Genomic DNA, 22,982 nt, shown 5'->3' with positions numbered 1-22,982 from the left:
TCACTCGGACCGAACACCCGCAATGTCGGGCAAATCAGACATCAAGTTGCGCCATTCGGACGAATCCAGCCCCGCCGGTTCCCGACCGGACTCGCGGGCCCGCCGCTCCGCAGCGCGGATGCGCGCGGCGAAGGCCAGCGCGACGGCGCGCAACTGGTCCTCCGGGTCGTGACCAGCCAGCTTCGCCTGCGCAGCGGCGCCGAACAGCACCTCACCAGTGGATTCGCCGCGCGGCATGGCGTCGGCCGGAATCCCGGCGCGGTTCGCGCGCTGCGCGAGCTTGGCGGCCAACGCGACCGCGGGCTGCCCCAGCGCCACACCATCCACAATGGACTCCCGCTGCTTCTCCTGCTGCTTCAGCTCTTCCCACCGGGTGTGCTGCGACTCGGCGTCCAGCAGCGCCGGGTCGTCGGCGAAGACGTGCGGGTGCCGCGACACCAGCTTGCTGACCAGCCCGGCGGCGACCGCGTCGATGTCGAACGGATCGGCCGGATCCTCGGTCGCCACCCGCGCGTGGAACAGGACCTGCAACAGGACGTCGCCGAGCTCCTCGCGCAGCGCCTCCCGGTCGCGGTGCTCGATCGCGTCGAGCAACTCGTAGGTCTCCTCGACGAGGTACTGGCGCAGCGTGTCGTGGTCCTGCTCGGCGTCCCACGGGCAGCCGCCGGGCGAGCGCAGCCGGTCCATCACCGTCACGGCATCCAGCAGCTCGATCCCGGCCGGGGCCGAGGCGGCGACTAGCCGCGCACCAGCGGCGCGCAGGCCGTCGGCCTCGGCGGAGCCGAGTTCGCCGACGATCAGCACGACGGGTTCCAGAGCGGCCTGCGCCAGCAGGTCGCTCGCCATCGGCGGAGCGGGCGCGGCGAGCGCCGCCCGCGTAGCGGGCGCGAGGCCGGGCTCGGCGTAGACGGCGGCAGCGCTGCGCAGCAGCGGCGCCGCCGCGGCTGGTAGTACGTCGCCAAGCCGGTCGTCGACCACCACGACCGCGGAACCTTCGGCCACCTGAACTTCACTCATGCAGCGATTGTCCCAAGCCCAGCCGTCCGGCCCGCGACCCACGCGGCGACGAAAAATGAGGTAAGGGTGCCCCTCACTCCTCACTCGAACAGGGGTCCGGTTACGCGCTCACGACCGATCTGGTGCTGAGGTCAGGCGGAAGCCGGTGGTTTCGCCTTCGTTGGGCGCTGCCGAAAGGCCCACCGGGTCCCACACGCCGTACCGGGGGCTGAGCCGCACGCCGACGCGGTCCGCCGTGATACCGAGCAGCTGCATCCCGACGCCTTGCAGCGTCTGGTCGTCAGCGCTGCCCGCCCCAGGCGCCGCTGCGGGTGCGTCCGCGCGGCGCTCCTTGATCAGCACGACCAGCCACTGCCCGGAGTTCGGCTCCGACTCGAAGGCCAGCACCGTGCCCGGCTGCGCGCCGAACAACGGCGTCGCGGCCGCGAGTTGCGGGCTGTCCGCGGCGCGCAACTGCTGACCGGTCGCCGCTGGGACACCGGAGCGGCTGTCGGCTTCGACCAGAGCGGCGGCCGCCGCCGGGCCCTGCGCCATGCGGTGCGCCTTCTCCTCCGCCTCGCGGCGCGTGGTGGCCTGGGTGTAGTCGAAGCTGACCGCCAACCCGTCGAAGTACTTGCGGCCGAGTTCCGTTGCCAGCAGCTGGGTCCGGGCCATCTCCCGGACGTTCCGCGGGGTGTAGATCTTGCCCGCGGTCGCCGCCTGCGGTCCGCCCAGCTGGTTGATCAGGTCGTTGACCTGCTGGTCGCCGACGGCCAGCCGCTCGTCGCGGGCCGCCTGCTCGACCAGCTCCTGCCGCACCAGCTGCGAAGCGAGCTGCCTGCCGAGCTCGTCGAGCTGGCCCTGCTGCTGCAGCTGCGGCTTGAGATCCGGCTCTTTGGCGAGCACCTCGGTGAACCAGGACTGGACCTCGGTGACCGGGATCCGGGTGTCACCGACGATGGCGGCGGCGCCGACCTGGCTGGGGCCGGAACCGCATCCGGCGAGCAGCAGTCCGGCTGCGGCGATCGATGCGAGCAGGCGCCCGTGGCGCGGCATGCGGAACCTCACAGCGGGCACCCTCTCATGAAGTCACGCTCCGGAGAAGTCCAAACACCGTCCGAAGTCGACACTCGACGCAACGCAACACCGAACCGTTCGACTCAACGGCCCAACGGACCGTCGGCCATGTTGACGATCACCTTGTCGCCCTCGACCAGCACCTCGTAGTCGACGCCCCGGGACACCCCGATGGTCAGCTCACCGGTGCCGTGCGAGTTGTCGTTGACCACCGCGCTCTGCGCCAAGGTCTGCCCGAACTGCTTCGGACCCGCGGTGGTCCGCGCCGGGTCGGCGATCTCCAGTCGGATGTGGATGAACGCCTTGCCCGTCATGCCCTCGACCGGCTCGGCGGACCCGCCCCAGACCGGAGCTTCCTCGTTCAACTCGTGGCCCATCAGCTTCACGCCCTCGACGTCCGGCAGGCTGCCGAAGTCGAACACCACCCGCTCCTCGCTGCCGTGCACGCCAGCGCGGATGTCCGGTTCCGCGGCAGCGGTCGCGTTCGACACCGCGCCGAACTGCACGGCACCGCCAGTGGCCGGTGCGGGTGCGGCCGTCTCCGGGCCCGCGGCGCATCCGGTCAATGCCAGCGCGGACAGCACGATCGAACCGGTCGCCAGAACCAACTTGCTGCGCAGAGACATCGGTGAAACCTCTCACTGGGGAGCTTTTACCCCTACAGACGCACCACCGCGCGAGAGGTTCCAACCGCGCCGAACTGATCTTGCGGACATTTGCAGCAATCCAACGGACCGCTCCACGCGGACCCCGAACATCCACAATGGACCGTCAGCGGGATTCTTCGGAGCCGTCCTCCGCCGGGCCGACTTCCAATTGGAAGTCGCCGCCATGGCGTTCGGTACCGGCGATGACCGCCCGCTCCAGCACCTGCGCGCCCTTCTCGCCGCGCTGCATCAACGGGTCCTCGCGCAGGTCCTTCAGCAACGCCACGCACAGCAGGACCATCACCACCGCGAACGGCGCCGAGGCGAGGAAGGTCAGGTTCTGGATGCCGCTGAGCGCGTCCTCCCCGCCGACGATCAGCATGATCGCGGCCACCGCACCCGTCGCCGCACCCCAGAAGACCACGATCCACCGCTTCGGTTCGATCGAACCGCGCTGCGAGATGGTGCCCATCACCACCGACGCCGCGTCCGCGCCGGAGACGAAGAAGATCGCGACCAGGATCATCACCAGCACCGTGGTGATCCCGGCCAGCGGCAAGGTCTCCAGCACCGCGAAGGTCTGCGCCTCCTCACCGCCGCTGCGGAAGACGTCCACGCCGCTCTGCTGCACCCGGATCGCGCTGCCGCCGAGGATCGCGAACCACACCACGCTCACCGCGCTGGGCACCAGGATCACGCCCGCGACGAACTGGCGGATCGTGCGGCCCCGGCTGATCCGGGCGATGAACATGCCCACGAACGGCGTCCAGGAGATCCACCACGCCCAGTAGAAGATCGTCCAACTGGACAGCCAGGAGTTCATCGCCTCACCACCCGTGGCACCGGAACGAGAGGCCATTTCGCCGAAATCGCGCAGGTACTGACCGATCGAGGTGGGCAGCAGGTCGAGGATGAACACCGTCGGACCCGCCACGAACACGAAGACCGCCAGCAGCGCCGCCAGCACCATGTTGATGTTGGACAGCCACTGGATGCCCCTGGCGATGCCGGACACCGCGGAGACGATGAAGCAGATCGTCAGCACCACGATGATCAGCACCAGCACGGTGTTGCCCACCCCACCGATCCAGCCAGCCGACTGCATGCCGCTCTGGATCTGCAGCGTGCCCAACCCGAGCGAGGCCGCCGAGCCGAACAGCGTCGCGAACAGCGCGAGGATGTCGATCAGCCGACCCACCGGCCCGTCGGCGTTGCGCTTGCCGATCAGCGGCGTGAACACCGCGCTGATCAGCTGCTTTCGGCCGCGCCGGAAACTGCAGTAGGCGATGGACAACCCGACCACGGCGTAGATCGACCACGGGTGCAGCGTCCAGTGGAACAGCGAGGTCGCCATCGCGGTCTCGACCGCCTGATCGCTGAGCGGCAGCACCGTGCCCGGCGGCGGTTCGACGAAGTGCGCCAGCGGCTCGGCGACACCGAAGAACATCAGGCCGATGCCCATGCCCGCGCTGAACATCATCGCGATCCACGACACGGTGCGGAACTCCGGCTCCTCGTCGTCCTGGCCGAGCGGGATCGCGCCGTAGCGGCTGAGCGCCAGCCACAGCGCGAACACCACGAACCCGGTCGCGGCGAGCACGAAACCCCAGCCGATGTTGGTCACCAGCCAGGACAGCGCGGCGCCGGAGGTGCGCGCCAGCGAGTCGGTGGAGAACACGCCCCAGCAGACGAAGACCACCGTGATGACCGCGGTGACCCCGAAGACCACGAAGTCGGTGCGAGGCCGCTGCTCGGCTGCGAAGGCATCGGGGGATCGCGGGATGCCGTCTCGCGCCCTCTCCGATTCCGAGGCTTTCCTGGTCATGATCCCGCGCCTCCTCGTCACTCCCGATGAAGCCGGATCAACCGTCACGCTGCGTCGGGATCCCGGCAACTCAGAAGCGCGACAGAGCACCCGGGACAGCCGTGGTGGTCAGGCGACCGGGGCCGGTGCTGTGGTGAGGGATTCCAGGAAGTTCGCGCACCAGTCCAGCAGCGCTTCGTCGCGCAGCGGCGGGGCACCCAACCGGCCTCCGGCCGCGCCTTCCGTCGGGCGCGGCACCGACACCGTCCGGACCGCGGGCTTGTAGATCGCCTTCGGGTACAGGCGCTTGAGCCGGACCTGCTTCGAGTCGGGCAGCTCCAGCGGTGCCATCCGCAGCGACGCGCCCTGCAACGTCACCTCGCGAACCCCCTGCTCCCGGCACACCTGCCGGAACCGCGCCACCTTCAGCAACCGCTGCACCGGCTCCGGCAACGGTCCGTAGCGGTCGACCAACTCAGCGCGGACCGCGTCCAACGCCTCGACGTCCGCGGCCGCCGCGAGCTTGCGGTACGCCTCCAACCGCAGCCGCTCGCCCGGCACGTAGTCGTGCGGGATGTGCGCGTCCACGGGCAGGTCGATCCGGACTTCGGTGAGTTCCTCCTCGACCTCGCCCGGCTCCGCCCCGGCATGCCGCCGGAAAGCTTCCACGGCCTCGCCGACCAACCGCACGTAAAGGTCGAAGCCCACGCCAGCGATGTGCCCGGACTGCTCGGCGCCGAGGATGTTGCCCGCGCCGCGGATCTCCAGATCCTTCATCGCGACCGCCATGCCCGCGCCGAGCTCGGAGTTCTGCGCGATGGTCGCCAGCCGGTCGTGCGCAGTGTCGGTCAGCGGCTTCTCCGGCGGGTACAGGAAGTAGGCGTACCCGCGCTCGCGCGCCCGCCCGACCCGTCCCCGCAGCTGGTGCAGCTGGGCGAGCCCCAGCAGGTCGGAGCGGTCCACGAGCAGCGTGTTGGCGTTGGAGATGTCCAACCCGGTCTCGACGATCGTGGTGCACACCAGCACGTCGTGCTCGCGCTCCCAGAACCCCTGGATGATCTTCTCCAGCCGGTCCTCGTTCATCTGCCCGTGCGCGGTGACGATCCGCGCCTCCGGCACCAGTTCCCGCAGCTGGCGGGCGACCTTCTCGATGTCGTGCACCCGGTTGTGCACGAAGAACACCTGGCCGTCGCGCAGCAGTTCGCGGCGGATCGCAGCGGCGACCTGCTTCTGGTCGTAGCCGCCGACGTAGGTCAGCACCGGGTGCCGCTCCTCGGGCGGGGTGAGGATGGTCGACATCTCGCGGATGCCCGCCATGCTCATCTCCAGCGTGCGCGGGATCGGCGTGGCCGACATCGTCAGCACGTCCACGTGCGTCCGCAGCGCCTTGATGTGCTCCTTGTGCTCGACGCCGAAGCGCTGCTCCTCGTCGACGACCACCAGACCGAGGTCCTTGTAGCGGATCCCGGTCTGCAGCAGCCGGTGCGTGCCGATCACGATGTCGACCGCACCCTCGGCCAGGCCCTGGATGGTCTGCTCGGACTCCAGCGAGTCGGTGAACCGGGACAGCCCCTTCACCGACACCGGGAACGACCGCATCCGATCGGTGAAGGTGTTCAGGTGCTGCTGGGCGAGCAGCGTGGTCGGCACCAGCACGGCGACCTGCTTGCCGTCCTGCACCGCCTTGAACGCCGCGCGCACCGCGATCTCGGTCTTGCCGTAGCCGACGTCGCCGCAGATCACGCGGTCCATCGGCACCGGGCGGCGCATGTCCGCCTTGACCTCCTCGATGGCACCCAGCTGGTCGCCGGTCTCGGTGTACGGGAAGGCGTCTTCCAGCTCCCGCTGCCACGGGGTGTCCGGGCCGAAGGCGTGGCCGGGCGAGGACTGCCGCGCCGCGTACAGCTGCACCAGTTCGGCGGCGATCTCCTTGACCGCCTTGCGCGCCTTGGCCTTGGTGTTCTTCCAGTCCGAGCCACCGAGCTTGTTCAGCGTCGGCACCTCGCCGCCGACGTAGCGGGTGACCTCGTCCAGCTGGTCGGTCGGCACGAACAGCCGGTCGCCGGGCTGACCGCGCTTGCTCGGCGCGTACTCCAGCACCAGGTATTCGCGGGTCGCGCCGCTGACCGTGCGCTGCACCATCTCGACGTACTTGCCGATGCCGTGCTGCTCGTGCACCACGAAGTCACCGGCCTTGAGCGCCAGCGGGTCGACCGCGTTGCGCCGCCGCGACGGCATCCGACGCATGTCCTTGGTGGAAGTTCCGCCGCGCCCACCGGTCAGGTCCGCCTCGGTCAGCACCACTAGCGCGACCTCGGGTGCGGCGAAGCCGTCCTCCAGGCCACCGCGCACCACCGTCACCACGCCCGGTTCCGGCTCCGCGGTCAGGCCCTCCTCGGCCAGCCGCGCGGGCAGTTCGCCCTCGCGCAGCTGCTGCACGGCCCGCTGCGCGGTGCCCGCACCGGCCACCACCAGCACTGCCGCACCGCCGGAGGCGGTGTGCGCCCGCAGGTCGGAGTACGCGCGCTCGATCTCCCCGCGGTAGGCGTCCACCTGCTTGAGGACGAGTCGGATGACCTCGTCGTCCTCGCCTTCCTCGCTGGTCAGCTGGGTCAGCGGCCACCACGGCAGGCCGATCGAACGGGTGTGCTCGGCGACCTCGGCCAGGCTGCGGTAGGCCGACGCGCCCAGATCGATCGGCGCCTTGCCGCCGTCGGCGGCGACCATCCAGGAGGCTTCCAGGAACTCCTGGCCGGTGCGCACCAGGTCGGCGGCGCGGGCGTGGATCTTCTCCGGATCGGCGAGCAGCACGTGGGTGCCCGCCGGGACCAGGTCTGTGAGCAGTTGCATCTCGCCTTCGCACAGGGCGGGGATCAGCGCCTCCATGCCCTCCACCGGCGCACCACCAGCGATCTTGCCGAGCATCTCGGCCAGGTGCGTGTCGGTCTGGTGCTGCTCGGCGAGCTTCGCGGCCCGCTCCGCGACCTCCTCGGTGATCAGCAGTTCCCGGCAGGCCGGGGCGAACAGCTCAGTGCTCGGCGCATCCGGCAGCGAGCGCTGGTCGGCGACCGCGAACGGGCGGATCTCAGTGACCTCGTCGCCCCAGAACTCCACCCGCAGCGGATGTTCTTCGGTCGGCGGGAACACATCGACGATGCCACCGCGCACCGCGAACTCGCCGCGCTTCTCGACCATGTCGACCCGGTCGTAGGCCAGCGCCGCGAACCGTTCGACCAGTTCCTGGAAGTCGTGCTCGGTGCCGACCGCGAGCCGCACCGGGCTCAACTCGCCCAAGCCGGGCGCGATCGGCTGGATCAGGCTGCGCACCGTGCTCACCAGCACCTGGACGGCACCGTGCGCGTGCTCCTCGGGGTGCGCGAGGCGGCGCAGCACCGACAGCCGCCGACCGACCGTGTCGGCGCGGGGCGAAAGCCGTTCGTGCGGCAGGGTTTCCCAGGACGGGAACACCTCGATGCCGTCCTGGCCGAGCAGGTCCGAAAGCGCTGCCGCGGCCTCCTCCGCCTCCCGACCGGTGGCCGTGACCAGCAGCACCGGACGACCAGCGCCATTCGGCGCGGCCAGCGACGCCGCGGTCAGCGAGCGGGCTGCAACCGGGCCTTCCAACACCAGGCGCGGCCTTCCGGCTGCTTCGACGACGTTGCGAACAGCGGGATCGCGCAGCACGATTTCGAGCAGTCCGCGTAGGGGACCGGCCTGGCTCATGGAGCTACCTCGCAGGAAGACAACGCGAATGCGGACACACCCCTGCCCGGGACGAACGCCAAGACGGGAGGGGCGTCGGGGTCCAGACTACGACTCGGGTGTGACAGCAACACGACGGCCCGAACGCCGAACGTGGCCGGTGCCACACTGTGCGCATGCTGATGCGCCGGTTCGTCTCGTTAGTCCTGCTCCTCACTTTGGTCGGCTGCGACAGCGCGAGCAACCCCGGCCAACCGGCGCCAGCCAGCACCGCCACCCCGGCTCCCGCGGCACTGCGCGTCGAGGTGGTGGCCGCCGGGTTGGAACACCCCTGGGACATCGGATTCCTGCCGGATGGCGCCGCCTTGGTCGTGCAGCGACCCGGTCGGCTCGCGTTGCTGGCCGATCACCGCGCTGGCGCGCTGGTGCGCCCGGTGCAGGCCGACTTCGGCGATGTCCTGGCCGAGGGGGAAGGCGGCCAGATGGGGCTGCTGATCCACCCGGACTTCGCGACCAACCGGCGGTTCGTCACCTGCCAGACGCACCAGGTCGACGGCAACGCGGTGGACGTCCGGTTGATCACCTGGCGGCTGTCCGAGGACGGCGCCCGCGCCGAGCGGATCGGCCCGCCGCTGCTGACCGGAATCCCGGTCAACCCGAGCGGACGGCATTCGGGTTGCCGCCCAGCGCTGGCCGAAGACGGCGCACTGCTGCTGGGCACCGGCGACACGGCGCGTCCTGCCCTGCCGCAGGACCGCACGTCGCTGGGCGGCAAGGTGCTGCGGATGAACATCGACACCGGCGCACCGCTGCCCGACAACCCGTTCATCGGATCGCCGGACCCGCACGAGCGGCTGATCTACACGTACGGGCACCGCAACGTGCAGGGCGTGGCGCCGCGGCCCGGTGGCCAGGTGTTCATCTCGGAGCACGGCCCAACCCGCGACGACGAGATCAACTTGCTGCGACCGGGCGGGAACTACGGCTGGGATCCGGCCCAGGGCGGCACCGTGAGTTCCTACGACGAGTCGGTGCCGATGACCGATGTGCAGCGCTTCCCGGATGCGGTGCGAGCGGTGTGGTCCTCCGGGCAAGAGCGCTTGGCCCCCAGCGGTGCGGCGTTCCTGACCGGCTCGCAGTGGGGGACGTTCGACGGGATGCTGGCTGTCGGCACGCTCCGAGGCACGAAGCTGTTGCTGTTGCGGATAGCCCCGGACGGCACCGTGCAGGAGGTCCAGATCCCGGCGGAGCTCAACGACACCCACGGCCGACTCCGCGGCGTCCGCCAAGGCCCCGACGGCGCCCTATACGTCACGACGTCCAACGGCACCGACGACAAGATCCTCCGCGTCACCACCACCTGACCCCGACGCCGATTTCGCGCAGGTGGTGCGTCACTTCGTTGACAGGCGGGGTTTGTGCTCCAGGTGAGACAGGCCGTTCCAGGCGAGGTTGACCAGGTGGGCCGCGACCTCTTCCTTCTTCGGCTTGCGCACCTCCAGCCACCACTGGCCGGTCAGCGCGACCATGCCGACCAGGGCCTGGCTGTACAGCGGGGCGAGCTTCGAGTCGTAACCCCGAGCGCTGAACTGCAGGCCGAGGATGTGCTCGACCTGGCTGGCGATGTCGTTGAGCAGGCTGGAGAACGTGCCGCTGTTGCTGGCCACCGGCGAATCCCGCACCAGCACGCGGAACCCGTCGGTGTTGTTGTCGATGTAGTCCAGCAACGCGCGCGCGGCCTGCTCCAGCAGATCCCGCGGGTGCCCCGCCGACAACGCGGAGACGACGAGGTCCAGCAGGTTGCGCATCTCGCGGTCGACCACCACCGCGTAAACGCCTTCCTTGCCACCGAAGTGCTCGTAGACGACCGGCTTGGACACCCCGGCGCGGTGCGCGATCTCCTCGATCGACGTGCCGTCGAAGCCCTTCTCCGCGAACAGCGCGCGAGCCACGTCCAACAGCTGCTGTCGACGTTCCTTCCCGGTCATCCGCACCCGCGCGGTGCGTCCCTTCGGTCGCGCTGCCGGTTCGGGCGCGCTCCGCCCGCGTCGCCGTGCTACCACTTGCACAACCCTAAAGTGCGAGACCGACACAAACGTGCAGGTCGGATGAAAAGTGCCCGCGCGACGACCGCCGCACGGGCACTTCCGAACTTCGGGGCTCCCGGTTCGCGCTTCGCCCAGCGCCACCGTCGGCGCGAAAGCGCCTGGGAACCCGACGATTCAGCCCTTGTACTCGGTGACCGAGATCCGGGCGAGACGCTTCTCGTTGGGCCAGCGGACCTTCCAGGCCCAGCCGAGCTTCTCGAAGAACCAGATGATCCGCGCCGAGATGTCCAACTGCCCGCGCAGCACGCCGTGCCGGGCGCAGGTCGGGTCGGCGTGGTGCGAGTTGTGCCAGGACTCGCCGAAGGACAGGATCGCCAGCGGCCAGAAGTTCGCCGCCTTGTCCCGGCTCTTGAACGGCCGCTCGCCGATCATGTGGCAGATCGAGTTCACCGACCACGTGATGTGGTGCAGGAACGACACCCGCACCAGCCCGGCCCAGAAGAACGCCGTCAACGCGCCCCACCACGACCAGGTCAGCAGACCGCCCAACAGTGCGGGCAGCGCCAAGCTGGCGGCCGTCCACACCGGGAACAGCCGGTTGGCCCAAAGCACGTCGCGATCCTTGAGCAGGTCGGGAGCGAACCTGTCCTCGTTGGTCATTTCCCGCTGCAGCATCCAGCCCATGTGGGAGTGCCAGAAACCCTTGGTCAACGCCAACGCCGAGGTGCCGAACAGCCAGGGCGAGTGCGGGTCGCCTTCGCGGTCGGAGAAGGCGTGGTGCCGACGGTGGTCTGCGACCCAGGTGATGACCGGCCCCTGGACCGACATCATCCCGGCGATGGCCAACGCGATCTTCACCGCGCGGTTGGCCTTGAAGGATCCGTGCGTGAAGTACCGGTGGAAGCCGACGGTGACGCCCAGACCGCTGATCAACCAGAACAACACGGCCAAGCCGATGTCGACCAGCCCGACGCCCCATCCCCAGAGGACGGGAATCGAGGCGATCAGCGCGGCCATCGGAATCAGGAGGAACGCGTACACCAGCGATGCTCGCCCAACGGTCTGCGGACCGGTGGTCAGCGGCTTCGGCCCGGACTCGGCGCCGACGTCCGGAGCGGCGATGCGCTCGGTTGCTGCGGTCATACTCAATACCTCGAATGGCGTTGGGGAGGTGGGAAAACTGTGGTCAGCACCGGGAACCACGGCCCCGCAACACCTCCACCCTACGGGACCGTAACCTACGCTAGCGTAAGTTCTTTGATGCCGAATCGTCACCCCCAAGCGGCAAAATTGCGGCGTGTCGCGACTCGCCGGGCGTGTCCGAATCGCCCGCGTTCACCCGAACAGCGGTGATCTTGTACGCAACGGGACGCCCGTTCGGTACGTCCCATCCGTGTGCCAGCCCGCGACCGACTCCCCGAACCCACCAGCCCGGCGCCAAGCCCGCGGCACCGGCATGTCACGATGTCTGCCGGGCACCACCGCCTGTCGTGCTCGGCCGGTAAGCTCGGTCAGCGGTGTCGACAGCGGTGTGTCGGCGCCGAGGGTCTGCAGCGCCCGATCCGCCGTGGTGTAAAGGCAGCACCTCGGATTTTGGTTCCGATGGTCCAGGTTCGAATCCTGGCGGCGGAGCGAGCGGTCCTCCCGGGCCCGACGCGATGAGCGGCGACGCGCACCGCGTGGGCAGGCCGGGAGGAAAGGTGAACAGGGGGTGTGCGCCGCTGCGCGACGACACGACCGCCGTGCGCGAAGAACCGTCGACCACGCTGAGCGAGGTGTCCGACGCGTGGTTGGTGGGACGCGCGCGCGAACTCAACGCAGTCGGCCAGCACAGCGACCCGGCCGGACAACGCAGCACCATCCGCGAGGCCGACAACCTGCTCGCCGAAGCCCAACGGCGCGGCGAGCCGCGCATCGTCGCTCAACTCCTGCGGCACTGCAGCTCCATGCGGCTGGCCACGCCCGGCCTGGTCGACAGCGCTGATCCCCTGCTCGACGAACTCCTCACGCACGCCCGGCGGCACGGACTGGACGTGCTGCAGGCCGATGCGCACGCGCTGCGCGGTCGACGCGCACTGCTCGGCGGGAGCGAGGACAGCGCGCTCACCGAGGTCGCACACGGCTTGGCGATGCTCGACGACGAACTGGTCCCGGACCGCACGCTGGGCCGCCGGTCCTGGGAGCGGCTGCTGGCGACCTCGCTGATCGACATCGGTCTGGTGCTCACCCAGCTCGGCGTGTACGAGATGGCCGACGAGGTGATGGCCCGCGCCCACCAGCGGATCCGGGAGAGCGGTGGCCCGCACGAGATCGCGGTGCACATGATCAACCGGTGCCGGATGCTGCTCGGCTGGGGGCTGCGGCTGGAGCGCATCGGCCAGGACGAGGAGGCGACCGCCCGGTTCGCCACTGCCTCGGCCATCGCGGTCGCGGTGGAGGGCCCGTGGCGCGAGTCGCTGTTCCCCCGCGTCTCGGACCGTCCCGCTGCCGAGCAGATGCCGGTGCTCGGCGCTGCCCACGCACTGGCCCAGCCGCACGCCGAGCAAATCGAACGGCTTGAGGTGCTGCGCAGCTTGGACCGCGCGATCCACCCGCGGGAGAAGATCATCGTGGCGATCGCCCTGTCCCGCTGCCTGACCCGCGCGGATCGCGGCCAGCGGGCGGTGCAGGTGTTGTCGGAGACCCGCGCGGAGATGGACAGCGACACATCGGAACCGACGCTGCGGATCTCGCTGGCCCGCGAATACGCGCAACTGACCGAACTGGACAGTGCTGGCATCCACGACGCGCTGCGGGATTACGCGCTGGAGCTGGAGACCGAGCTGTGGACCATGCGCCAGGCTCGACTGTCCACTTTGGTCACCAGGCTGGAGAACTCGCGGCTGAGCCACAAGCACGACGCGATCACCCGGCAAGCGCTGCAAGACCCGCTGACCGGACTGTCCAACCGGCGCGCACTGGACGACCGGTTGGAGACGCTGCTCAACGAGCCCGACGCGCAACCGCTGGCGGTGGCACTGGTCGACCTCGACGGGTTCAAGGGCGTCAACGACCGCTGTTCGCACGCGGAAGGCGACGACGTGCTGCGCACCGTCGCGGTGACGTTGCGCGACGCCCTGCGCACCGACGATTTCGTGGCCCGCTACGGCGGCGATGAGTTCGTCGTGCTGCTACCGGGTGTGGCGCTGGGCGCCGCCGAAGCCGCGCTGCACCGCGCTGTCGAGGCCATCGACCGGTTGCCGGGCGAGCTTTCGCGCGGTGTGACGCTGTCGATCGGTGTCGTCGCGATGCGTTCGCAGGAGTCGGCCGCCCAGGTGCTGGCGCGCGCGGACGCCGCGATGTACCAGGCCAAGCGCGACGGCGGCAACCGCGTCGCGGCGTTCTCGGGCGTCGCCCCCACCCCGCCGAAGCGGTCTACGGATCAACCGGCGGACCACTCGGTGTGGATTCCCCCGGATGCGCTCTAGGTCGTGAGTGCGCCAACCGGGCTCCAGTCCGGCTACGCACGCACGAGCGGACGCGTCCTCGCCATCGCCGCGCTGCGTGCACGGACGATCACAAAGCCGCAGCTAGGGAATGCCTGCGCCGCCGGAATGCGGCCAGTCGGCGGTACCATCACACCCTCCGGGCAGGCGGACAGGGGCACCGGGCCGCGGGGGCACCGGGCCGGTTACCCTTCACCCGCTTGGACGCAACAGGCACTGGTGGCCTCCGGTGGCGCTCCAGTCGGACGGACACCGCCGCGCCGCTTCTAGAGATCAAGGGAGAGCGCTGATGCTCCAGGGCGACACCGCCCAGCCCTCCTCCCGCAGCGATGCGCCTTCGGAAACAGTCAGCACGATCGTGCTCGCCGCGGGTGCGGGGACCAGGATGCGATCGGCCACGCCGAAGATGCTGCACCGCATCGCGGGCCGCCCCCTGGTCGAACACGCCGTGCGCGCCGCGGCCGGGGTCGACCCGGACTCGCTGGTGGTCGTGCTGGGCCACGGCCGGGACGCCGTCGCCGAACACCTGACCGGCTTGGCCGCCGTCCTCGACCGCCCGATCAGCACCGCGGTGCAGGAGGAGCAGCTCGGCACCGGGCACGCGGTCGCCTGCGGGCTGTCCGAGCTGGCCACGGGTCTCACCGGCACGGTGCTGGTCAGCTACGGCGACGTGCCGCTGCTGGACAGCGCCACGCTGCGCGGCCTGCTCGACGAGCACCGCGAGTCCGGCAACGCAGTCACGGTGTTGACCGCGGTGGTGGACGACCCGACCGGATACGGCCGGATGCTGCGCGATGCCGACGGACAGGTGATCGGCATCGTCGAGCAGAAGGACGCCACCGCCGAACAAGCCGAGATCACCGAGATCAACTCCGGGGTCTACGCCTTCGACGCGGAACTCCTCGCAGCCGCGCTGAAGCAACTGTCCACCGACAACTCCCAGGGCGAGCTCTACCTGACCGACGTGCTGTCCATCGCACGCGCCGACGGCTTGGCGGTCGGTGCGCTGGTCTGCGCCGACCCGTGGCTGGTGGAAGGCGTCAACGACCGGGTGCAACTGGCCAACCTCGGCGCCGAGCTAAACCGCCGACTGCTGCTGCACTGGATGCGAGCCGGTGTCACGATCACCGATCCCAACTCGGTGTGGCTGGACTGCGATGTCGTGCTGGACCGCGATGTCGTGCTGGAGCCGGGCGTGCAGCTGCGGGGCGGCACCACCGTCGGCGAGGGCGCGACGATCGGCCCGGATACCACGCTCACCGGTTGCACGGTCGACCCCGGCGCGTCGGTGGTGCGCACCCACGGCGAGGGCGCCGAGGTGGGCGCGAACGCCACGGTCGGACCGTTCGCATACCTGCGCCCCGGCACCCGGCTCGACGCCAACGGCAAGATCGGCACCTTCGTCGAGACCAAGAACGCCTCGATCGGCGAAGGCACCAAGGTGCCGCACCTGACCTACGTGGGCGACGCGACGATCGGCGCGCACAGCAACATCGGCGCCGCCACGATCTTCGTCAACTACGACGGGGTGGCCAAGCACCACACCGTGATCGGATCACACGCCCGGACCGGCGCGGACAACATGTTCGTCGCCCCAGTCGAGGTCGGCGACGGTGCCTACACCGCCGCTGGCTCGGTGATCACCCAGGATGTCCCGCCGGGGGCGATGGCGGTCGCCCGCGGCAGACAGCGCAACATCGAGGGCTGGGTGGCCAGACGCCGTCCCGGCACCGCCGCAGACCAGGCCGCACAGCAGGCTTTGGCGAATGAACCGACCACCAATCCGACGAAGGACGCCCAGTGACGGACGTCGACGGGGAGGGACGATGACCGTGAGTGCCATGTCTGCGACGCCGAAGAAGAGCCTGAAGCTCTTCTCCGGAAGCAGTCACCCGGAACTTGCCGAGGAGGTGGCCAAGCAGCTCGACGTAACCGTCACGCCCCAGGCGGCCTACAAGTTCGCCAACGGCGAGATCTTCGTGCGTTACGACGAGTCGGTGCGCGGTTGTGACGCCTTCGTCATCCAGTCGCACTGCACCCCGCTCAACGACGCCATCATGGAGCAGCTGATCATGGTGGACGCGCTCAAGCGCGCCAGCGCCAAGCGCATCACCGTGGTCATGCCGTTCTACGGCTACGCCCGCCAGGACAAGAAGCACAAGGGCCGCGAGCCGATCTCGGCGCGGCTGATGGCCGACCTGTTCAAGACCGCCGGGGCGGACCGGATCATGGCCGTGGACCTGCACACCGACCAGATCCAGGGCTTCTTCGACGGCCCGGTGGACCACCTGATGGCCCAGAAGCTGCTGGCCAGCTACATCCGCGACACCTACACCGGCGAGCAGATCACCGTGGTCTCCCCTGACTCCGGCCGGGTTCGGGTGGCGGAGAAGTGGGCCGACGAGCTCGGCGGCACCCCGCTGGCGTTCATCCACAAGACCCGCGACCCCAGCAAGCCCAACCAGGTGGTGGCCAACCGGGTCGTCGGTGACGTCGAAGGTCGGCTGTGCGTGCTGGTGGACGACATGATCGACACCGGCGGAACCATCACCAAGGCCACCGAGCAGCTGCTGGCGGCCGGGGCGAAGGACGTCATCATCGCCGCCACCCACGCCGTGCTGTCCGGCCCGGCAGTGGAACGGCTGTCGTCCTGCGGCGCCAAGGAGGTCGTGCTGACCAACACGCTGCCGATCGCCGACGAACGGCGCTTCCCGAACCTCACGGTCCTCTCGATCGCCCCGCTGGTCGCGGAGGCCATCCACCAGGTCTTCGAGGACGGCTCAGTCACCAGCCTCTTCGACGGCCGCGCCTAACCCGATAGCAGCATGAGTGAAGGGCACCATTTACCGGCCAAGTCGGTCAAAGGTGCCCTTCGCTCGGTGACAATCACACGGTGGTGACGACCTCGTCGTAGTCGAGGCGGGGCAGGCGGTCGAACCAGGGGTTCTCGCCCGGCTTGCCGATGTTGACGACCACCAGGACCTGGTGCTTGCCGTCGGCGAAGAACTCCTTGTTGATTCCCGCCGGGTCGAAGCCCGCCATCGGGCCCGCGGCCAAACCGGCGGCGCGAATGCCGAGGATGAAGTACGCGACTTGCAGGCTCCCGTTGAGCTTCGCGTTATGCGCGCGGAAGTCGTCGTCGGCGAAGATGTCCTTCGCGTTCGGCGCGTGCGGGAATAGCCTCGGCAGGTTCTCGTGGAAGTCGGTGTCGGTGGCCAGGATCGCCACCAGCGGCGCCTTCTCCGTCTTGGCCTGGTTGCTCTCCGCCAGGTGCGGCAGCAACCGCTGCCTGCCCTCCGCGGAGCGCACCAGCACGATCCGCAGCGGCTGCTGGTTCATCGAGGTCGGACCCCATTTGACCAGGTTGTAGATGGCCTGGACCTGCTCGTCGCTGACCGGCTCGTCGCTGAAGGTGTTGGCGGTGCGGGCCTCGCGGAACAGCAGGTTCTGGGCTTCTGCGCCAAGCACCAGCTGCTCGGCCTCGTCGATCGCGGTCATGAATTCAACTCCTGAAGCTATCGGTACTCCGGCGCAAACCGGAGGTCGCCGCCACCACCACGCCGGGTGTCGGGGCCGACCTCTTCACCGCAAACAAACTTGAGCTTTCAACGATTCCAGTGGTCCCCGGGTGTAACCGGCATCACGGCCTCTCGGTGGGCCGACCACCGGCGATGACCGTCCGTTACCAGCCCGTGAAGCGCACTCGCCTTCCCGGCGATGTCCACGGAGCCGGAAGCGGTGTGCGGAGCTGCTTGAACGAGGTCGGCGCGGTGTTCGGGTCACCCGTGCGAAAACGACTATGCAAGCACCGTTTAGACTATTCGGGTTGCCTCGGCGAGGTCGGGACGTTCGCCCGGCGTGATCGGCGCGGTGGCACGGTGACCGCAGACCAGTTGGTCGGCGCACTGATGTCGCTCACGCCCCGAGGGTGCCCGTTCGGCACCGCGTCGAATTCACGCCAGTTGCGCGCCCCACCGCCGCAGGCCAGCGACCAGCCACGTTTCGCCCGACGTCATGAGGAGTGCACCACCGTGTCCGAGGTACGTATCGCCGTCGAACCGCGCACCGAGTTCGGCAAAGGGGCGGCCCGCCGCACCCGCCGCGCTGGCAAGATCCCCGCGGTGCTCTACGGCCATGGTTCCGACCCCAAGCACCTGTCCCTGCCCTCCGTGGAATTCGCTCGCGCCATCCGCGAGAACGGGCACAACGCGGTGCTGACGCTCGACGTCTCCGGTGGGGACAGCGAGCTCGCGCTGACCAAGACCATCACCACGCACCCGATCAAGAACTACATCGAGCACGTCGACCTGCTGCTGGTCAAGCGCGGCGAGAAGGTCACCGTCGCGGTGCCGGTCGTGCTCACCGGTGACGCCGGGCCCGGCGGCCTGGTCAGCCAGTCGCTCACCGAGGTCGAGATCGAGGCCGAGGCGCTGCACATCCCGGAGCAGCTGGAGCTGTCCATCGCGGGCGCCGAGATCGGCACCCAGATCCACGCCTCCGAGATCCCGCTGCCCGCGGGCGTGACCCTGCAGTCCGACCCGGAGACGCTGGTCGTCAACGTCACCGAGGCCGCGTCGGCGATGGCCGAAGAGGCCTCCGCCGAGGAGGCCGAGGGCGAGGCCGCCGAGGAGGCATGAGCCCCCGACGTCGGGCGCATCGCGCTCTGTCCCGCTGGCGTGCCGAGCGGGACAGAGCGCTGCGTGCTTCGTAGAGCAGGAGACTTCTTCCCGTGAGCACTCCGGACGCGGTCGCGTTGATCGTCGGACTCGGCAACCCCGGCCCGCGTTACGCCGGGAACCGGCACAACATCGGATTCCTGGTCGCCGACGAGCTCGCCGACCGGATCGGCGGGAAGTTCAAGGCGCACAAGTCCGGCGCCGAGGTCGTCGAAGGACGGCTGGCCGGGACGCGCGCCGTGCTGGTGAAGCCGCGTTCGTTCATGAACCTCTCCGGTGGTCCGGTGGCTGGCGCGGTGAAGTTCTACAAGGCGCCACCGGAATCCTTGATCGTGATCCACGACGAGCTGGACCTGCCGTTCGGCACCGTCCGGCTCAAACGCGGTGGCGGGGAGAACGGCCACAACGGGCTGCGTTCGATCAGCAAGTCCCTCGGCACCCGTGACTACCTGCGGGTCCGCTTCGGCATCGGCCGCCCGCCGGGCCGGATGGACCCGGCCGACTACGTCCTGAAGGACTTCTCCGGCACCGAGCGCAAAGAGCTCGCCTACTTCGTCGACCTGTGCGCGGACGCCACCGAAGCCCTGGTGACAGACGGCCTCGAAGCCGCCCAGAACCGCTTCCACTGAGCTGAGAACTGTTTCCAGGCTCGTCTTGCACAGCGGTGCGGGTAGCGGAACCTCAGAAGCCTTCTCGGCTCCGGGATCCCCGACATCATGTATGCCAATACACCACGTTGGGGCTGTCCTCGCGAGAAGGCTTCTGAGAACCCGCGGCGGTGCAAGTGCCGTAGGTGGGCTAAGCGGCTTCGCCGCTTCAAAACAAGACCGACGACAGCCACCAAAGTTCTGCGTCCCGCACCGCAACCAATCCGCGCACGTGCCGCTGGTCAGCTGGTCGGTACGAAGGCCGCGGTGGCGGCTCGTTTGAGCTTTCCCGACGGGGTCTTGGGCAGGCTTCCGGGCCGCAGCACGACGACCGCCGAGGGGCGGACGCCCACCGCGTCGACGATGCGCGCCGCGACTTCCTTGCGCAGCACCTTCTCCGCGACCTCGTCGCCCGCCAGCCGCGACTCCAGCACCACGGCGAACCGCTCGCGGCGACTTCCGGCGTCCTGCCGGACCGCGGCGGCGTTGCCCGGCCGCACCCCCTCGACCTGGCAGGCGGCGCGCTCGATGTCGACCGGGTAGATGTTGCGCCCGCCCATGATGATCACGTCCTTGCGACGGCCGCAGATCACCACCTGCCCGCCGACCAGGTAGCCCTCGTCGCCGGTGTCCAGCCACCCGGCGTCGTCCTGGGTGGCCAACGGCCCGTCGACGGTGAGGTAGCCCGGCGTCACCGCGGTACCGCGAATCCGCAGCCGCCCGACCTGCCGCTCGCCGAGTTGACGGCCCTCGTCGTCGACCACGTCGACTTCCAGCCCCGGCAGCGGGCCGCCCAGCAGCGCGAACTGTCGCGCCCGCGCGGCGTCCGGGGACACCGGCTCGGCCCGCCGGTGCTTCTCCAGCGCTTCGGCGTCCACGACGTCGACTTCCAAACCGCGGCCCAACGGGGCGAACGACACCGCGAGCGTGGCCTCGGCCATGCCGAAGGCGCAGACCATGCAGTCCGGCCGGAGCCCGAACCGGGCACCGGCGTCGGTGAACGCCTGCGCCGCCGCCGGGTCGATGGGTTCGGCGCCGTTGAGCGTGAACCGCAGGCTGGACAAGTCGAAGTCGCCGTCGTCGGCGCGGGCCATCCGGCGGCCGACGATGGCGTAGGCGAAGTTCGGCGCGGCGGTCACGGTGGCCCGGTGCCTGCTGATCAGCTCGGGCCACAGCAGTGGCCTGGCCAGGAAATCCGCCGGGGTCACCTTCACCGTCGACATCCCGATGGCCATCGGCACCGTCAGGCAGCCGACCATCCCCATGTCGTGGAACAGCGGCAGCCAGGACACCGCGACATCGCGTTCCGGATCGAGGTCGGCGGCGGCGACCATCGCCCGCAGGTTCGCGTACAGGTTGCCGTGCGTGATCCGCACGGCTTTGGGTTCGGCGGTGGAGCCGCTGGTCAGTTGCAGCAGGGCGGTCGCGTCCTCATCGACGTCGACCGGCCCGGCGAGCGGTTCGACCTCACCGCTGATCAGTCCGGCGAGGTCGCGATACGCGATCGAGTTGTCCGCCAGCACCCCGGCCAAGGACTCGAACGGCGCTCCCAACAGCACCAGCCGCGCGCCGATCATCTTGAGCACCCGCAGGGTGTCCTCGGCCCAGTGCGCGAGATCGGTGCGCGGCGTCGGCTGGTGCAGCATGGTCACGCTGCCGCCGCCGAGCCAGACGGCCTGCGCGGCGGGGGCGATCAGGCCCGGATCGGCGGCCAGGATCGCGACGACGCGACCGGGTCCGAGATCCGCGCCAAGCGCCCCGGCCATCCGCAGCGCATCGGCGTGCACCTCGGACCACGTCCGGAACCGCGCCTGCTCCGGCTCGCCGGTGGTGAGCCCGCGCGCGTGCTCCCCGACGTTCTCGCCCGCCGACGCGACCAATGTCTCCACGAACCGACTCATGTGACGCAGCTTACGAGCACTGTGATCGCCCGCACAGCGCCAGAAGCATCGGCCTGTCGCGCCGGTTCTCGAATTCCAGGACCGGTTTGGGTGGTGAACGTGGCGATTTGGCGCGAAATCGGCGCCACGCCGCTTCGCAGCAACGGTCCGCGGGGCAGAACTACCGATCGGCGGGTCAGCCGAGTTGGTCGGCGAGCTCCATCCAGCGGGTTTCGACCTCGTCCTTCTCCTGGTGCAGCGCAAGCAGTTCCGCGTTCAGCTCCGCCAGCCGCTCCGGAGCCGTCGCGGCCTCCGCGAGCTTCTCGTGCAGCGCCTTCTCGCGCTCCGCGAGCTTGTCGAGCTGCCGCTCGCAACGCGCCAGCTCCTTGCGCGCCGCGTGCTCCTCGGCACCGGAGAGCCCTCGCGGCTGCGCCGCATCGGTCGCCTGCTTGCCGACGCTGCCTTCGGCAGCCGACAGCAGCGAATGCCGTCGTCGCAGGTACTCGTCGATCCCGCCCGGCAGGTGCGTGAGCCGACCGTCACCGAACAGCGCGTGCACGCTGTCGCACACCCGCTCCACCAGGTAGCGGTCGTGCGAGACGACCACCAGGGTGCCCGGCCAGGTGTCGAGCAGGTCTTCGAGCTGCTGCAGGGTGTCGATGTCGAGGTCGTTGGTGGGCTCGTCGAGGACGAGCACGTTCGGCTCGGCCATCAGCAACCGGGCCAGTTGCAGACGGCGGCGCTCACCGCCGGAGAGGTCCTCGACCGGAGTCCACTGCCGCCCCTTGCCGAACCCGAAGCGCTCGCCGAGCTGCGACGCGGACAGCTCGTACTTGCCGAGGGTGACCCGCTCGGCGACGTCCTCGATCGCCTCCAGCACGCGCCATTGACCGGGCAGATCGTGCAGCTCCTGGGTCAGGTGCGCCAACCGGACCGTCTTGCCCGCGACGCGCCGACCCGCATCGGGTTCGCGCTCCCCGGCGAGCAGCTTCAACAGCGTGGTCTTGCCGGAGCCGTTGACGCCCACCAGGCCGATCCGGTCGCCGGGGCCGATCCGCCAGGTGACGTCGTCCAGCAGCACCCGTTCGGCGATCCGCAGGTCGACGTCCTCCAGCTCCAGCACCGTCTTGCCGAGCCGCCGCTTGGCGAACGCGACCAGCTCCACGGTGTCGCGCGGCGGCGGCACGTCGGAGATCAGCGCTTCCGCGGCCTCCATCCGGTACCGGGGTTTCGAGGTCCGCGCCTTCGCGCCGCGCTGCAACCAGGCGAGTTCCTTGCGCGCGAGGTTCTGCCGCTTCTCCTCGGCCTGCTGCGCGATGCGGGCGCGCTCGGCGCGGGCGAAGATCCAGTCCGCGTAACCACCTTCGTACTGCTCCACGCGGCCCTGCACGACTTCCCAGGTGCGGTTGCAGACGGTGTCCAGGAACCAGCGGTCGTGGGTGACGATCACCAGCGCGCACCTGCGTTCCAGCAGGTGTTCGGCCAGCCAGTGCACGCCCTCGACGTCGAGGTGGTTGGTCGGCTCGTCGAGCACCAGCAGGTCGAGGTCGCGGACCAGTGCCGCCGCCAGAGCGACGCGGCGCCGTTCCCCACCGGAGAAGTTGGCGACCGGGGTGTCGAGGCCGAGCCGGGTCATGCCCAGGCCGCTGAGCACCGACCGCACGCGAGCATCCGCGGCCCACTCGTGCTCGGCGGTGAAGCCGTGCGGGTCGAGCACCGCGTTGCGCACCGTAGAGTCCGCGGGGAGCTCGGTGCGCTGTGTGACAACCGCCATCCGCAGGTCGCGGGCGTGGCTCACCCGGCCGCCGTCGGGCTCGGCGACACCGGCGAGCACTTCCAGCAGCGTCGTCTTGCCCCCGCCGTTGAGCCCGACGACCCCGATGCGCTCGCCTGCCGAGACGCCCAGCGACACGGCGTCCAACAGCGGGCGCACACCGTAGCTCTTGCTGACCGATTCCAGATTGACCAGGTTCACCATCGGGTGTTCGTCTACTCCATCAACTTCGTTGCGCTGGGCTGC

General features: G+C 69.6%; 16 protein-coding genes and 1 tRNA gene. 7 read left to right on the top strand and 10 right to left on the bottom strand.

What is annotated here, in order from left to right; genetic code table 11:
* From MOQ72_RS24905 to mfd, 5 genes are all read right to left on the bottom strand, one after another.
* The gene (locus MOQ72_RS24905; RefSeq protein ID WP_242188047.1) at positions 1–1,017 is read right to left on the bottom strand and encodes a nucleoside triphosphate pyrophosphohydrolase; all 1,017 of its coding nucleotides are present in this window, start codon (positions 1,015–1,017) and stop codon (positions 1–3) included.
* A gap of 108 nt (positions 1,018–1,125) precedes the next feature.
* Complete coding sequence (locus MOQ72_RS24900) at positions 1,126–2,052, bottom strand: SurA N-terminal domain-containing protein (RefSeq protein ID WP_242188046.1); 927 nt, start codon at positions 2,050–2,052, stop codon at positions 1,126–1,128.
* Between the two features lie 104 nt (positions 2,053–2,156).
* Entirely contained in the window at positions 2,157–2,699 is a 543-nt protein-coding gene (locus MOQ72_RS24895) for a hypothetical protein (RefSeq protein ID WP_242188045.1), read from the bottom strand.
* A 145-nt stretch (positions 2,700–2,844) separates the two neighbouring features.
* Entirely contained in the window at positions 2,845–4,545 is a 1,701-nt protein-coding gene (locus MOQ72_RS24890) for a BCCT family transporter (protein WP_242188044.1), read from the bottom strand.
* 108 nt (positions 4,546–4,653) lie between these two features.
* Entirely contained in the window at positions 4,654–8,247 is a 3,594-nt protein-coding gene (gene mfd / locus MOQ72_RS24885) for a transcription-repair coupling factor (protein ID WP_242188043.1), read from the bottom strand.
* Positions 8,248–8,408: 161 nt separating this feature from the next.
* Here mfd and MOQ72_RS24880 point away from each other — a divergent pair, with 161 nt between their 5' ends.
* The gene (locus tag MOQ72_RS24880) at positions 8,409–9,590 is read left to right on the top strand and encodes a PQQ-dependent sugar dehydrogenase (protein WP_242188085.1); all 1,182 of its coding nucleotides are present in this window, start codon (positions 8,409–8,411) and stop codon (positions 9,588–9,590) included.
* Positions 9,591–9,620: 30 nt separating this feature from the next.
* On the opposite strand, the gene MOQ72_RS24875 is transcribed toward MOQ72_RS24880, so the two are convergent.
* Both MOQ72_RS24875 and MOQ72_RS24870 read right to left on the bottom strand, forming a co-directional pair.
* Positions 9,621–10,214, bottom strand: a complete 594-nt coding sequence (locus MOQ72_RS24875) for a TetR/AcrR family transcriptional regulator (protein WP_242188084.1) — start codon at positions 10,212–10,214, stop codon at positions 9,621–9,623.
* A 234-nt stretch (positions 10,215–10,448) separates the two neighbouring features.
* Complete coding sequence (locus MOQ72_RS24870) at positions 10,449–11,417, bottom strand: acyl-CoA desaturase (protein ID WP_242188042.1); 969 nt, start codon at positions 11,415–11,417, stop codon at positions 10,449–10,451.
* Positions 11,418–11,835: 418 nt separating this feature from the next.
* On the opposite strand from MOQ72_RS24870, the gene MOQ72_RS24865 reads away from it, so the two are divergent.
* The 4 genes from MOQ72_RS24865 to MOQ72_RS24850 all read left to right on the top strand — a co-directional run bounded on the left by MOQ72_RS24865 (position 11,836) and on the right by MOQ72_RS24850 (position 16,572).
* A tRNA-Gln gene (locus MOQ72_RS24865) sits at positions 11,836–11,906 on the top strand.
* A 68-nt stretch (positions 11,907–11,974) separates the two neighbouring features.
* Complete coding sequence (locus tag MOQ72_RS24860) at positions 11,975–13,741, top strand: GGDEF domain-containing protein (protein WP_242188041.1); 1,767 nt, start codon at positions 11,975–11,977, stop codon at positions 13,739–13,741.
* 307 nt (positions 13,742–14,048) lie between these two features.
* On the top strand, positions 14,049–15,563 hold the full coding sequence (gene glmU / locus MOQ72_RS24855; RefSeq protein WP_242188040.1) for a bifunctional UDP-N-acetylglucosamine diphosphorylase/glucosamine-1-phosphate N-acetyltransferase GlmU: 1,515 nt from the start codon (positions 14,049–14,051) through the stop codon (positions 15,561–15,563).
* A 28-nt stretch (positions 15,564–15,591) separates the two neighbouring features.
* A complete protein-coding gene (locus tag MOQ72_RS24850) occupies positions 15,592–16,572 on the top strand; it encodes a ribose-phosphate diphosphokinase (RefSeq protein WP_504230374.1) in 981 nt (326 codons plus the stop codon).
* Positions 16,573–16,645: 73 nt separating this feature from the next.
* Here the strand turns inward: MOQ72_RS24850 and MOQ72_RS24845 are convergent, their stop codons facing one another.
* Entirely contained in the window at positions 16,646–17,257 is a 612-nt protein-coding gene (locus MOQ72_RS24845) for a malonic semialdehyde reductase (protein WP_242188038.1), read from the bottom strand.
* 533 nt (positions 17,258–17,790) lie between these two features.
* On the opposite strand from MOQ72_RS24845, the gene MOQ72_RS24840 reads away from it, so the two are divergent.
* Positions 17,791–18,396: a 50S ribosomal protein L25/general stress protein Ctc gene (locus MOQ72_RS24840; RefSeq protein ID WP_242188037.1), complete on the top strand. Its 606-nt coding sequence runs from the start codon at positions 17,791–17,793 to the stop codon at positions 18,394–18,396.
* A gap of 92 nt (positions 18,397–18,488) precedes the next feature.
* A complete protein-coding gene (gene pth, locus MOQ72_RS24835; protein ID WP_242188036.1) occupies positions 18,489–19,064 on the top strand; it encodes an aminoacyl-tRNA hydrolase in 576 nt (191 codons plus the stop codon).
* A gap of 260 nt (positions 19,065–19,324) precedes the next feature.
* Here pth and MOQ72_RS24830 read toward each other — a convergent pair whose 3' ends face one another.
* Together MOQ72_RS24830 and MOQ72_RS24825 are read right to left on the bottom strand one after the other, a co-directional pair.
* Positions 19,325–20,983 carry a fatty acyl-AMP ligase gene (locus MOQ72_RS24830; RefSeq protein ID WP_242188035.1) on the bottom strand — a complete coding sequence of 553 codons (1,659 nt, stop codon included), beginning with the start codon at positions 20,981–20,983 and terminating at the stop codon, positions 19,325–19,327.
* Positions 20,984–21,158: 175 nt separating this feature from the next.
* Positions 21,159–22,940 carry an ABC-F family ATP-binding cassette domain-containing protein gene (locus MOQ72_RS24825; protein ID WP_242188034.1) on the bottom strand — a complete coding sequence of 594 codons (1,782 nt, stop codon included), beginning with the start codon at positions 22,938–22,940 and terminating at the stop codon, positions 21,159–21,161.
* Positions 22,941–22,982: the final 42 nt, after the last annotated feature.

It is taken from the genome of Saccharopolyspora soli (assembly GCF_022678645.1).
Taxonomy (GTDB): Bacteria; Actinomycetota; Actinomycetes; order Mycobacteriales; family Pseudonocardiaceae; genus Saccharopolyspora; species Saccharopolyspora soli.
Note: the sequence above shows the minus strand (reverse complement) of the source record. Positions and strands in the feature narration are given on the sequence as shown.